9 protein-coding genes and 1 pseudogene are annotated in these 13705 nt (G+C 66.5%); 5 read left to right on the plus strand and 5 right to left on the minus strand.

Annotated elements, in window-relative coordinates:
- Positions 1-1542 precede the first annotated feature (1542 nt).
- Positions 1543-3402, minus strand: coding sequence for a DUF4153 domain-containing protein (locus BM252_RS29210; protein ID WP_093391271.1), 1860 nt, complete (start codon positions 3400-3402; stop codon positions 1543-1545).
- Positions 3403-3681: 279 nt separating this feature from the next.
- Between BM252_RS29210 and dapC the strand changes: the two genes are divergently transcribed.
- From dapC to BM252_RS29225, 3 genes are all read left to right on the plus strand, one after another.
- On the plus strand, positions 3682-4896 hold the full coding sequence (gene dapC, locus BM252_RS29215; protein ID WP_093391272.1) for a succinyldiaminopimelate transaminase: 1215 nt from the start codon (positions 3682-3684) through the stop codon (positions 4894-4896).
- 29 nt (positions 4897-4925) lie between these two features.
- Positions 4926-5753, plus strand: coding sequence for a 2,3,4,5-tetrahydropyridine-2,6-dicarboxylate N-succinyltransferase (dapD, locus tag BM252_RS29220; protein WP_093391274.1), 828 nt, complete (start codon positions 4926-4928; stop codon positions 5751-5753).
- A 140-nt stretch (positions 5754-5893) separates the two neighbouring features.
- The gene (locus tag BM252_RS29225) at positions 5894-7027 is read left to right on the plus strand and encodes a PilT/PilU family type 4a pilus ATPase (RefSeq protein WP_093391278.1); all 1134 of its coding nucleotides are present in this window, start codon (positions 5894-5896) and stop codon (positions 7025-7027) included.
- Between the two features lie 28 nt (positions 7028-7055).
- On the opposite strand, the gene BM252_RS29230 is transcribed toward BM252_RS29225, so the two are convergent.
- The 3 genes from BM252_RS29230 to BM252_RS29240 are packed head-to-tail and all read right to left on the minus strand — an operon-like array spanning position 7056 to position 10952.
- Positions 7056-7541: a YfiR family protein gene (locus BM252_RS29230; protein WP_245774502.1), complete on the minus strand. Its 486-nt coding sequence runs from the start codon at positions 7539-7541 to the stop codon at positions 7056-7058.
- Positions 7542-7567: 26 nt separating this feature from the next.
- A complete protein-coding gene (locus tag BM252_RS29235; protein WP_093391277.1) occupies positions 7568-9628 on the minus strand; it encodes a TonB-dependent receptor plug domain-containing protein in 2061 nt (686 codons plus the stop codon).
- On the minus strand, positions 9612-10952 hold the full coding sequence (locus tag BM252_RS29240) for a sensor domain-containing diguanylate cyclase (RefSeq protein ID WP_245774503.1): 1341 nt from the start codon (positions 10950-10952) through the stop codon (positions 9612-9614). Before BM252_RS29240 ends, BM252_RS29235 begins: the two co-directional genes overlap by 17 nt.
- A 631-nt stretch (positions 10953-11583) precedes the next feature.
- Between BM252_RS29240 and BM252_RS29245 the strand changes: the two are divergent.
- Positions 11584-12084 (plus strand): annotated as a pseudogene (locus tag BM252_RS29245) (transposase family protein); the annotation flags it as partial.
- A 169-nt stretch (positions 12085-12253) separates the two neighbouring features.
- Here the strand turns inward: BM252_RS29245 and BM252_RS29250 are convergent.
- The gene (locus BM252_RS29250; protein ID WP_093391281.1) at positions 12254-13288 is read right to left on the minus strand and encodes an IS5 family transposase; all 1035 of its coding nucleotides are present in this window, start codon (positions 13286-13288) and stop codon (positions 12254-12256) included.
- Positions 13289-13473: 185 nt separating this feature from the next.
- Here BM252_RS29250 and BM252_RS29255 point away from each other — a divergent pair.
- Positions 13474-13705 (plus strand): IS4/Tn5 family transposase DNA-binding protein (locus BM252_RS29255; RefSeq protein WP_425442394.1); only part of this gene is annotated, 232 nt, incomplete at its 3' end.

The following is a 13705-nucleotide window of genomic DNA, read 5'->3' on the forward strand; positions in this document are numbered from 1 at the left end:
GTCGCGCCGTCGCATCCCGCGTGGGCGCGTGGGCGCGTGGATTGAAACGGTGTATCCTGACGCGGCGGGCGGTGCGCGCAAGGTTGCGTCTCGCGTGGGCGAGTGGATTGAAACCGCTGTACCAAGTAGCCCGGGTCGCTAGTCCCTGGTCGCGTCCCGCGTGGGCGCGCGGATTGAAACCTTGAACGCCATCGAGCACCAGCTCGCGTTGCCGTCGCGCCCCGCGTGGGCGCGTGGCTTGAAACGGCCAGCCCGCCGGCGCCGACTATGACGCCTGGCGTCGCGCCCCGCGTGGGCGCGTGGATTGAAACATCATAAATCGACAAGAACACCTCGCCGATCTGGTCGCGCCCCGCGTGGGTGCGTGGATTGAAACTTTCCTCAATTGAATCTCCGCGTACACCTCGGGCTGTCGCGACCCGCGTGGGTGCGTGGATTGAAACATCAAGCAAAGTATCGACGCCGCCGACGCGCTCAAGTCGCGACCCGCGCGGGTGCGTGGATTGAAACAAGCCGACCATCGGCCGGAAGATCAACGAGGAGTGCGTCCCGCCCCGCGTGGGTGCGTGGATTTAAACGACGGCACCGTAAACGCCATCAGCCACACGATGCGCGGTCGCGCCCCGCGTGGGTGCGTGGATTGAAACGGCGATATTGATAGCACGCAGCGTGCGGCGCTGGTGTCGCGCCCCGCTTGGACGCGTGAATTGCAACTGGATCTCGGCGCCTGTCAGGCCTTTGAAGCTAAGGTCGCGCCCCGTGTGGACGCATGGATTGAAACCGCTGCACCGAGTAGCCCAGGCCCCGAGTCCCTGGTCGCGTCCCACGTGGACGCGTGGATTGAAACAACCCTTACGCCATCGGCGTCGTGGGCGGTGCGGTCGCGTCCCGCGTGGATGCGTGGATTGAACCCACGGCATGGACACATTGACCGGCGTCCCTACGTTGTCGCGTCCGGCGTGGGCGCGTGGATTGAAATTCCACGTCGATGTGGCGGGAAAAACCACCCTTGGCTGCGTCCCGCGTGGGCGCGTGGATTGAAACGCCACCCAGGCCGTCGCCCGCGAGTCGGCGCTGTCATCGCGTCCCACATGGGCGCTTGGATTGAAACGCGCATGTGGTGGTCGACAAGAGCGCGAAGCTCAAGGGCACTCCGAACAACCCCGAATTCGTCATTCGACATCGGCAGACCGCCGGGTAGGCGAGAATTCATACCGCGCGATACCGTATGTCGCGTATAGAGGAGAGCTCCGGCAAGGCATAAGTTTCCGCCTGCGCGAAAACGGCAGCTTTTAGAGCTGCCCTCAGATAGGGTCCCGCCTGGGCACGTGGATTGAAAATCAGGTTCGGCGCAACTGAGCTTGACCGCAATCTAAGGCTGCTATCCGGGCGAGAAATGGCATCATTGCACTTATGACGAATACGGCAAAATCACCCTATCAAAAAAGAATCGACGACCACGTCCACAAGTGCAAATTCACCTACAGGTCAAGAAAGAAAATGGCCAACGGATCATAAGAATCTGCTGCACCTCGCGCCCTCTCATTTCTTCTCGCCCTTCAAGGCCTTGGTCAGCGCCTTGCACAGCGCCAGCGGCGGCGTCTCGCGCGGCGTGACCTCAACGCGCATGCCGCCCACCTGCAAATCGTGCACGCGCGGCGCGACCACCTCGAACTCGCCGGCCAGCAGCTTGCCACGCAGCGGCGCGCAGCCTGCCGCGTCCTGCGGCAGGCTGCCCAGCAGCGTCCACTTGCCGTCCACCCCGAGGCCCAGCAGGGCGGCGCCGATCTGCGGCTCCTTACCCACCACCAGCACGTCCGGCTTGCCGTCGCCATTCATGTCGCGCACGAAGACGTCGCACTCCTTGCCGGCATTGTTCAAACAGGACGGCAGCATATAACTGAGGCCGTTGTCGCCCCAGCGCGTGGCCAGGAAGCCCGCCGGCAGCTGCGTGCCGGCCGGCCAGACGTGCAAATTGTCGGCCAGGTCGAGCAGCTTGGGTGCGTCGCGGCCGTAGCGGCTGGTGCGCTTGAGCGCCTCGTCGGCGGACTGGCGCACCAGCTCCACGTCCGGCCCGCCGCTGCGCAGCTTGAGCTGCTCCAACGCGGCGCGGCCGTAGCGCGCGCCCTCGAAGCGCAAATAATCGTAGTCGAACTGGCGGGCGCTGACGCGGCCCTTGTCCAAGCGCGCCATCTGGCTGTTGACCGCCAGCCGGGCCGGGTCGGCCAGCGGCGTGAACAAGGCCAGCAGCACCGCCAGGATGACGAAGGCGGTGACCACGTTGACGAAGGCGATCGGTTCGAGCCAGCTGTCGCTCTGATAGGCGGCCCAGGCGTAGCCCACCGCGTAGCAGCCGGCCACCAGCAGGCAGGCGGCGGCGATGATGCGGTCCGAGCTCCAGCCGTGGTCGCCCACCCGCAGCCCCAGCGCGTAGACGGCGATCACCGTCAGCGGCAGCAGCAGCACGGCGGCGGCGCGCGCGCTGACGCGCAGCACCGGCGCCACCACGCCGGCCGCCGCGCCGTTCTGGAAGGCGGCGTTGATCAGCACCAGCAGCAGCACGTCGGTGCCGAGCAGGACGGCGGTGGCGTGGCGGGTCTGCCACAGCACCTCCAGGCCGGTGAAGGGCAGGCTGCAGAGGAAGCCGGTGACCATCAGCGCGGCCAGCGGCAGCAGCCATGACAGCAACACCAGCAGCAGCGTGCGGATGCCGCGCACGATGGCCGGCCGCACATCGGTCAGGTGGATCGCGCAGGAGAAGGCGAAGCAGGTGACGGGAATATTGAACCAGGCCTGCTCCAGCAGCTCCTTGAAGAAGCTCAGCTTGACCAGCATGAACAGCGAGGAACCGAGGAACAGCACCGTCCACAGCGTGCTGACGAACATCGTCGAGAAGGCCAGCTGGATGATCAGCTTCCAGGCCGCCTCGAAGTGGCTGGCGTAGCTGGCCAGGCGGCGGCCGTCCTGGGCCGCCGCCAGCGCCAGCGAATGGGCAATGTAACAGAAGGCGGCGCTGAAGAAAAACAGCAGCGGCGACGGCGCGCGCACGCCCGAGCCCCGGCTCAACTCGCCCCAACCGACATGCCCGGCGCCGCGCCACACGTCGTGCAGCGCCAGCAGCGCCAGCACCACGGCCAGCGCGCCCACCCATTGCAGGGCGCGCCGCGTGCGCATGTGGCCCAGGCTGGAGATCAGCAGCACCGGCAGCAGCAGGCAAAGCAGCAACAGCGGCGCGAACAGGTAGGGCTGGGTGGCCGGCCAGAAGCTGTTGCTGGCGGCCCGGTACAACGGGTACAGCAAGGCGCCCTGCAGCAGACCGGTGAGCAGACGCGCCACCATCACTTGGCGGCTGACCATGGCGTCGAGCTTGAGGGGGGTGGATTCGGTGGCGGCGTGCTCCATGAGCGTCCTTTGCTGGCGTGTGGCGGGTGGATGGCGGTTGCATTGCGCTTGCGCGAGCGGGCGGTGGCGCGCCGCGCGCGAGGCGATTATGGCACAGGCTTGGTATTTGAACCATCTTGCCAAAGCGCCCACGCGGCGCTTGCGGGGCCGTTGTAGGCTGTTGCGGGGCGGCGCGCGCCGTCGCTGGTGCGCCGCACCAAGCCCGCGCAAGAACGCTATAATGGAGAGCTGAGCGCCAGCCGCGCGCCGCCATTTTTTCCATTGCCTCCGGTCCGCCAAGTGAATCCACATCTCGACAAGCTGCAATCCTACCCCTTCGAAAAACTGCGCCAGTTGTTCGCCAAGGTGGCCGCCAGCCCGGCGCACAGCGCCATCAGCCTGGGCATGGGCGAACCCAAGCATCCAACGCCGGCCTTCATCCAGCAGGCGCTGATCGACAACATCGGCGGCCTGGCCAACTACCCCACCACGGTCGGCTCGGAGGCCCTGCGCGGCGCCATCGCCGACTGGCTGGAACGCCGCTACGACCTGCCGGCGCTCGACCGCGCCACCCAGGTGCTGCCGGTGAACGGCTCGCGCGAGGCGCTGTTCGCCTTCGCCCAGACGGTGATCGACCCGGCCGCCGGCTCGCTGGTGGTCTGCCCCAACCCGTTCTACCAGATCTACGAGGGCGCCGCCTACCTGGCCGGCGCCGAGCCCTACTTCGTCAACTCCGACCCGGCGCGCAACTTCGGCTGCGACTACGACAGCATTCCCGCCTCGGTGTGGCAGCGCGTGCGCCTGTTGTTCGTCTGCTCGCCCGGCAATCCGACCGGCGCCACGCTGACCCTGACCGACTGGGAGAACCTGTTCGCCCTGTCCGAGCGCTACGACTTCATCATCGCCGCCGACGAGTGCTACTCGGAGATCTACCACGGCGACGAGGCGCCGCTGGGCGCCATGCAGGCGGCCCATATCCTCGGCCTGTCCGGCGTCGAGCGGCCCTACGCCCGCCTGGTGGTGTTCTCCAGCCTGTCGAAGCGCTCCAACGTGCCGGGCATGCGCTCGGGCTTCGTCGCCGGCGACGCCGAGGTGCTGAAAAAATTCCTGTTGTACCGCACCTACCACGGCGGGGCCATGAACCCGGCCGTGCAGGCTGCGTCGGTGGCGGCCTGGAACGACGAGACCCACGTCGAGGACAACCGCGCCCAATACCGCGCCAAGTTCGCCGCCATCACGCCGCTGCTGCAGACGGTGCTCGACGTCGAGCTGCCCGACGCCGGCTTCTACCTGTGGGCCGACGTCAGCCGCACCGGCCTGTCGGACACCGAGTTCGCCCAGCGCCTGTACGCCGAGTACAACGTCACCGTCCTGCCGGGCAGCTTCCTGGCGCGCACGGCGCACGGCCTCAACCCGGGCCACAACCGCATCCGCATGGCGCTGGTCGCCGAGACCGCCGAGGGCCTGCAGGCGGCCCAGCGCATCGTCCAGTTTTGCCAGTCCCTGAACCAATAACCCCACCCTTTCGACAAGCGAAAACCACCATGACCCAACTACTTCAGCAAATCATCGACCAGGCCTGGGAAAACCGCGCCGAGATCAACCCGGCCAACGGCGCCGCCGAACTGCGCGACGCGGTCGCCCACGTCATCGCCGGCCTGGACAACGGCTCCATCCGCGTGGCCGAGAAAACCGGCGCCGACTGGGTGGTCAACCAATGGGTCAAGAAGGCCGTGCTGCTGTCGTTCCGCCTGGAGAACAACAGCGTCATGAGCGGCGACGGCACCATGCAGTTCTACGACAAGGTGCCCACCAAGTTCGCCAACTACACCGCCGAGGACTTCGCCAAGGGCGGCTTCCGCGTGGTGCCGCCGGCCGTCGCCCGCCGTGGCAGCTTCATCGCCAAGAACGTCGTGCTGATGCCGTCCTACGTCAACATCGGCGCCTACGTCGACGAGGGTGCGATGATCGACACCTGGGCCACCGTCGGCTCCTGCGCCCAGATCGGCAAGAACGTCCACCTGTCGGGCGGCGTCGGCATCGGCGGCGTGCTCGAACCGATGCAGGCCAACCCGACCATCATCGAAGACAACTGCTTCATCGGCGCCCGCTCGGAAATCGTCGAAGGCGTCATCGTCGAAGAGAACTCGGTGATCTCGATGGGCGTCTACATCGGCCAGTCGACCAAGATCTACGACCGCGCCACCGGCGAAGTGACCTACGGCCGCGTGCCTTCCGGCTCGGTGGTGGTGTCGGGCAGCCTGCCGTCGGACGACGGCAAGTACAGCCTGTACTGCGCCGTCATCGTCAAGCGCGTCGACGCCAAAACCCGCGCCAAGACCGGCATTAACGAGCTGCTGCGCGGGATCTAAACTGCGTCCCGGCGCGCCGGGGCCGGTGGTAACATAGCAGGGGCCGGGCCGCGCAAGCGCCCCGGCCCTTGTTGTATCCAGTGTCCTCAATTGCACGAATACCCCCGCGCCGCAACCGATCGGAGATTGCCATGACCATGATGGACCGCCTGTTCCAGCTGATGAAGGAGAAGAACGCCTCGGACATGTTCTTCGCCGTGAACTCCCCGGTCCACCTGAAAATCAACGGCAACCTGATCCCCATCAACCAGCAAAAGCTCGAACCCGACAACATCCGCACCCTGCTGGCGGAGATCTGCACGCCGGCGCAGATGGCGGAACTGGACGACAGCAACGAGCTCAACATGGGCGTCTCGGTGGCCAACCTGGGCCGTTTCCGCCTGTCCGCCTTCCGCCAGCGCGGCAGCGTCTCGGCGGTGTTCCGCTTCGTGCCGGCGACCATACCGCCGCTGGCCGAGCTGGGCCTGCCGCCGGTGCTGGCCGAACTGATCATGGAGAAGCGCGGCCTGATGCTGCTGGTCGGCTCGACCGGCTCGGGCAAGTCGACCTCGATCGCCGCCATGCTGGACCACCGCAACGAGCTGCGCTCGGGCCACATCCTCACGCTGGAGGACCCGATCGAGTATCTGTTCAAGAACAAGAAGGCTATTGTCAACCAGCGCGAGATCGGCAGCGACGCCAAGGACTTCCACACGGCGCTGCGCAACTCGATGCGCCAGGCGCCCGACTGCATTTTGATCGGCGAGATCCGCGACAAGGAGACCATGTCGGCCGCCCTCGCCTACGCCCAGTCCGGCCACCTGGTGCTGGCCACGCTACACGCCAACAACAGCTACAACGCGCTCAACCGCATCATCAGCTTCTACCCGATGGAGAACCGCGCCGCCCTGCTGCAGGACCTGGCGGCGACGGTCAAGGCCATCGTCTCGCAGCGCCTGGTGCGCTCGATCGACGGCGGTGCGCGCACGGCGGCGGTGGAGGTGATGGTCAACACGCGCTACGTCGCCGACCTGATCGAAAAGGGCGAGATCGGCCAGATCAAGGAGGCGATGGAGAAGAGCCTGTCGCCCGGTTCGCAGTCCTTCGAGCTGGCCCTGCTCAAGCTGGTGCAGGACGGCGCCATCAGCCAGGAGGAGGCGCTGGCCAACGCCGACTCGGCCACCAACCTGCTCTGGCTGCTCAACAACGGCCCGGACCGCAAGGCCGCGCCGGCCGAGCCCGAGCCCAAGCCGGCCAGCGAGTCCTCGTTCACCGAGTTCAACCTCGACGCCTGAGCCGCCGGGCCGGGCGCCGCGCCGCGCGCTACTTGACCTCGCGCGCCAGCTTGAGCATCTGGTAGCTCAGCGCCAGGCCGCGCCGCTTGGCCTCGGTGTGGTTGATGCGGAAGGCCAGTCCGTTCGGCTCGATCACCAGCGCGATCACCGCGCCGTTGCGGAAGGACTCGGCGCTGTCGCCCACCACCAGCACCGGATCGTCGGCCAGCATCTCCTGCCAGCGGCGCAGCTCGGCGCGTCCGCTCAGGCTGAGCACCAGCAACTGGCATTGCGGCACGTGCTGCGGCTCGCCGATCTGCAGCAGCCGCACCGGCGCGCCGGGCGCCGCGCCCTGGGTCAGCGCGCGCAGCGCGTCCTGCAGCGGCGCGTTGCCGGCCACGCAGTAGGTGAACTCGCGCAGCGGCGGCGGCGGCCACTGCGTCAGCTGGGCGAAGCGGTAGATGAAGGCGGCCTTCAGCTGCACCTCGTCCTGGCCGGCCCGCGCCGGCGCGCAGGCCGCCGCGCACAGCGACATGCCTAGTAGCGCCTTGCGCCAGCACCTCATGAACCGAAGCGCCGGGTCAGCGAGAAGCGCAGGCTGCGCCGCTCCTGGGTGATCGGCGCGCCGTAGGGGCCGGGCCGGTCGCGGTAGCGCACGTCGCCGAGGTTGTGGACGCCGACGCTGACGTCGGTGCCCAGGCTGGGGCGCCACAACAGCGTGGCGTTGAGCAGCGCGTAGCCCGGCAGGTCGCCCTCGGCGAAGCTGCGCCGGCTCACGCTCAGCGCCTGCCAGGACAACTGCAACGCGTCGCCGCGCAGCGGCTGGTTGAACATCAGCTTGACCAGCGTGCGCGGCGAGTTGGACAGGCGCCGGCCCTGCTCGTCCTTGGTGTCCTGCAGCGACAGCGCGGCGCGCAGCTGCTGGCCGCCGCCCCAGCGCCGCTCGACGCCCAGCTCCGCGCCGACGTTGCGGATCGGCGCGCTGTTCTCGAACACGGCCGTATCCAGGTTGATGCTGATCAGGTCGCGCAGCTGCGAGCCGTACACCGACAGGCGGTATTGCAGCTGGTGGTTGAGCGTGTGCTCCCAGGCCAGCTCCAGCGTGCGCACCCGCTCCGGCGCCGGGGTCGGCGCGCCGAACGGCGCGTTGGACTGAAACTCGTACAGGTTGGCCTCGCGGAAGGCGCTGCCGTACATCAGCTTGAGCGTGGCGTCGGCCACCCCGCTCCAGATCCAGGCCAGGCGCGGATTGGTGTTGCTGCCGCCGATGCTGGCGTGGTCGCGGCGCAGGCCGAGGATCAGGCGCTGCGTGTCGCTCAGGCGCCAGGCGTCCTGCACGAACAGGCCACGGCGCCGGTTCTCGCCGATAAACTGCGCCAGCGGCTCCTCGCCCACCGTGCCGGCGACGATCTGCTGCTGGCGGTCGAACTGGTACTCGACGCCGGCCATCAGGTCGTGGTCGCGCCAGCGGTGGGTGCTCAGGCGCAGGTCGACGTTGCGCCAGCGTCCCAGCGAGGCGTTGGAGAAGGTTCGCGCCGTGCCGTCGTCGGCCTGGTAGGGGTTGACGTCGTCGTACCCGCTGCGCTTGGCCGAGACGGCGGCGTACAGGTTCCAGTCGCCGATGTTGCGCTCGTGCGCCAGCGAGACAAAGCTGTTGTCGAAGATGCCGCGCTGCTGGCCCAGGTTCCAGCCGCCGTCGACCTGGTAGACGTAGGGGAAGCCGCGCGTGCGCCGGCTCACGCCGCCGCGCAGGGTCCAACCGTCGGCGCTGGCCATGCCGAGCAGGCGCTGGCCGTGGTCCCAGTTGTGCGCGCGCAGCTGTTCACTTTCCTCGGGCGTCACGTCGTAGGGGATGCGGATGCGGTTACGCTCGAAGGCGCTCAACGCCAGCCAGCCGTCCCAGCCGTTCTCCGAGCGGTGGCCGACGCTGGCGCGCATCTCGCGCTGGCCGGCCGAGTCGACGCCGGCGCGCAGCTGCAGGCCCTGCAGCTTGTCGCTGCCCTTGGTGATGACGTTGACCACGCCGAAGATGGCGTTGTTGCCGTACAGGGCGGAGCCCGGCCCCGGCGCGTACTCGACCCGGTCGATCAGGTCGACGTCGACGAAGAACTCGGCGCCGAGCGTGCCGGCGTCGTAGATGTTGTCGTTGACGCGCATGCCGTCGACCAGGAACAGCAGGCGCGCGTTGTAGTCGCCCGGGCGGCCCAGACCGCGCGCGCCGACGTAGATGAAATTGCCGTCGCCGGTGACGTACAGGCCGGGCATGCCACGCAAGATGTCGGCCATGCTGCGCATGCCGTGGCGGGCGATGTCGGCGTCGGTCAGCACATAGGTCACCGACGGCGCCTGCGCCGCGCTCTGGGCGAAGCGCGACGAGGTCGACTCCTCCACCTCGCGCGGCACCTCGTTCAAGGTCTGCCGCAGCAGCTCCTCCAGCGACGGGTGGCTGGCGTCCTCGCCGGGTTTCGGCCGCGCCTCCTGCGCCGGCGCGGCTGCGGGAGTGGCTGCGGGCGCATGCGCTTGCGCCTGCGCCTGCGCGGCGGGCCAGCCGGTGGCCAGCCCCAGCGCCAACAACAACGGCGACAGTGCCGCCCCGCCATGCCGCCTAATCATGTTGCGCATGTTGCACACGCCGGAAAGTGTTCTTGCCGGCCCGCTTGGCCGCGTACATGGCCTGGTCGGAGGCCTTCAGCAGGCTGCTGGCGTCGCGCGCGTCGAGCGGGCAGAAGGCCAGGCCGACGGTGGCGCCGATCGGCATCAGAATGGCGCCCACGTGCAGCGGCTCGCGCACCGCCTCGATCAGGCGCAGCGCCAGCTGCTCGGCCGCCGCCTGGTCCGGCAGCACCGGCAGGATCAGCGCGAACTCGTCGCCACCCAGCCGGCACAGCACGTCGCGCGCGCGCAGCACGCCGGACATGCGGCGCGCCACCTCGCACAACACGGCGTCGCCGGCCTCGTGGCCGTGCAGGTCGTTGACGGTCTTGAAGTTGTCCAGGTCGATGAACATCAGCGCCATCAGCTCGCCGGTCTGCGCCGCCAGCGCCAGGCTGCGTTGCAGCTCGCCCTGGAAGAACAGGCGGTTGGGCAGGCCTGTCAGGCTGTCCTGGTGGGCCATCTGCTGGAACTGCTGGCCGGCCTCCTGCTCCTGCTCCAGTTGCTGGTGCAGGTCGGCCTGCCAGATCTCGATCCGCTTGAGCATATCGTTAAAGCGCTCGGTCAGCCGGCCCACCTCGTCGGCGCGGTAGACGGTGGCGCGGCGGCCGTAGTCGTGCTCCAGCGCGACGCGCTCGGCCAGGTCGGACAGTTCGACCAGCGGCGCCAGCGCGCGCCGCTGCACCACACGCAGGCCGCGCGCGGCGATCCAGATGGCGGCACCGATCAGCAGCGCGCCTATGCCGCTGAGCAGCAGCACGGAGCGGTGCAGGCTTTGCAGGCTCTCGCGCAGCACCAGCAGGCCGACCAGTTCGCCCTTCAGCCGCACCGGCACCCATACCTCCAGCGCGTTGGCCGAGGTGGTGGTGTGCGCGGCGACGGCGGCGTAAGTGCCCATCCCGGGCGGCGCGGCCAGCGCGGCGGCGGCCGTATCGGCGCCGCCGGCCCGCCACTGGGCGAAGACGGCGCCCCGCAGCGTTTGCACCTGCAGTTGCTGCAGGTCGCTGCGGCGCGAGAAGGCGGCCAGCTCGCCGTTGGCCGCCTCGCGGTCGGCGAACACCATCATCGGCGCGATGCTGTTGGCCAGCAGCTGAGCGCTCAACTCGGCGCCCTGGATCTGCCGCGTGCGGGCGACGAACCAGGTGGCGGTGGCCAGCAGGGCGAAGGTCAGCAGCATGGTCACGCTCAACACCAGCAAGTTCATGCGGGTCAGCCGGCGCACCAGCGAGTCGGCCGGCGCGCCAGCGCGGCGCGACGCGGCGCCGTGGAGGTGGTGTAAGGTGGACTCGCTCATGGCTGGCGTGGTGGTCTCTCGCTGCGTGCGACGGTATCTGCCTCCCCCAAGGGGAAGCCAGTATTTCCGTCAAGAATGATATTGATTGAAATTGTAAGCGCAAAGCAATGCTAAGTGGCGCAATTGCGCGGCGGACGTGGCGTCCCGTCCACTGTGGAATGGCGGGACGCAGGGAGAGGTCAGAACGGGACGGGGCCGAGACGAGAATCCGCACTAGCAGCGGCGCGGTGGCGAGGCGAGGCGACAAGGGCAGCTTTGCCCGCATGATCGCTGGGTTGGGAAAAATGCAGCTGAGGAAAAACAGATCCCCTGCAGTCAGACAGCCAATAGAAAAAACAATTCACTACTCCAGCTCCTCATGCCTTAGCAAATAGGAATTATTTTTCCCTTGGCATATTCTCACTTGCAACTCTTCCGATCGTGACATATCGTTTACGTAGAGTAAAATTTGATTCTCTGGAAATAACATCTCAGCGGCTTCACCATCAATGAGATCGACGTGCCATTTCAATAAAAAATGCTCTTCGCCCGTCTTTCCCCATTGAAAATATTCTGGCTCTATGCCGTTTCTAGTCGAAATTGACATCGGGTATGATGCCGAGCAACGCCATTTTGTTAGAGCAAGTTCCTGATGAGTATCGCCGTCGAAGCCCTGTTCACCACCGCGCTGGGTCTGCAAGCGCCGTGGGTAGTTGCCAAAGTTGACCTTGATACGGCCAAGCGCCGGATCGATTTCGAGGTGTCGTGCGACGCGGGGAAACTGCCGTGTCCGGCCTGCGGCGTGAACGGGCAAGGCATCCACGACCGGGTCAAACGCAGTTGGCGGCATCTGGATTTCTTCCAGTTCGAAGCCTGGCTGCACGCCGAGGTGCCGCGCGTCGATTGCAGCGCCTGCGGCAAGACGACGCAGGCCGAGGTGCCGTGGGCGCGGCCCGGCAGTGGCTTCACCTTGCTGTTCGAGGCGCTGGCCCTGTCGCTGTGCCAGACCCTGCCGGCGGCCCAGGCCGCAGCCCAGTTGCGAGTGCGGTCGAAACGGCTGTGGCGGCGCATCGCGCACTACGTGGGCATCGCGCGCCGCCGCGACGCGATGACGGGAGTGCGCGCGGTTGGCATCGACGAGACCAGCCTCAAGGCCACCTCGAATAACTGGCTTTCGTAACGACGTGAAGGAAAAAGCGCCTGCCAGCCGGCGTTGAGGGCAATAGAGAAATGGATCGCGCCGCTGAGCGGAATAGGCGTTGGTGAGCGCGCAGCCGGATCTAGCGGTGGAAAACAGCCCTTTCAGCCGATCCCTCCGCTGTTTAGAACGGTGGCAGCCCGCGTTCTTTCAAGAAGACGAGCCGCTTCAAGTTGTAGCTGGCCGCTTTGAGGTGCAACGCGAAGGTGGTGCGCACAATGCCCAAGCATCGCACGAGTTTTCCGCCCATCTGCGCCGGCGCTCCGAACACATGCTCGACGCGGGCGCGCGGAGTAGCGATGCGGCGGTTACGCCGTTTCTGCGCGGCGGAAATACCTTTGGTGGCGTGGCCCCTGCGCTGGATGTGGACATGCCAGCCGGCCTGTTTGAGCGCGCTTTCCCGCTCGGCGCTGGGGTAGCCCCGGTCGGCGTACACCGCTTTGCTGGTGTTGCTCGGATCGAGCAGGGCCTCGAAGACGGTGGTGTCGGCGACGGCGACGGCGGCGTTGGTGACGGCGATTTTGCGGATGAGCTTGTAGCGCTTGTCCACGCTGGCGTGCAACTTGTAGCCGAAGTGCGATTTACCGTGCTTTTTGGTCCAGCGCGCGTCGACATCTTTTTGCGCCCGTTTGCGAGGTTTCCAAGTCAAGGGCATGGTGCCCTCTTTGACGGTGTCGGCCTCGTCGCGCTTGTTGCGTTGTACCGGCGCCTGTACCAACGAGGCATCAACGATTTGACCGCAGCGCGCCATGTAGCCGTGTTTTTGCAGTTGCTGTTGGACCTGCTCGAACACCAGCGTGCCGGCACCGGCCTGGGCCGGACGGTCGCGAAACAGCCAGATCGTTTTGGAGTCGGGGATGCTGCTGCTCTCGGTCAGATCCAGAAATTGCAGGAAGCTACGGCGGTCGAGCAACTGATACTCCAACGCGTCGTCAGCCAAGTTGTAGAGTTGCTGGAGCACCAGGATCTTGACCATCAACACAGTCGGATACGGCGGACGACCGCCTTTTGCGCGCGATGGCCTCGGTGCTGCGGCGTCGATGCTGGCGGCCAGCGCGTCGAAGTCCACATGGTTGGTTAAACCGACCAGCGGATCTCCGATCTTTGTACGCCGATCTTCGCGTTCATGTTCTGCAAACAGGCTGATCCGGGGCTTCATCATTGTGGTACTCGTTGGTCGCGGGCTGATGCAAGAATTTTACCGAACCGGCGAGCGGCAGGCTAGGTCATACCGTTATACACAAGTCGACAGTGGTTCGGTACTCGTACCAAAAAGTCGTTAACATTCAATGCCTTACCTGAGGGGCTTGTAAACTTGAGCGAGATCGCGTTTACTCTCTGACTTTGGGTGACGCATTGGCCAAGGTATCGAGTCGCTGGACGGATCAAGAGTTTGCAGGACTGAACCTGGGCGATGCTCGCCTCAACAAGCGAGCGAGAACACTGATGGAACGATTTACGGCGAAGCCGACAGCCAGCATTCCCGAGGCCTGCGACAGCTGGAGTGAAACCTGCGCGGCCTACCGCTTTCTCGGTAACGCCGAGGTATCCTGGCAGGGCATCCTGGCGCCGCATT

Origin of the sequence: Rugamonas rubra (genome assembly GCF_900114705.1) — a bacterium.
In the GTDB taxonomy this organism is placed as follows: Bacteria; Pseudomonadota; Gammaproteobacteria; order Burkholderiales; family Burkholderiaceae_D; genus Rugamonas; species Rugamonas rubra.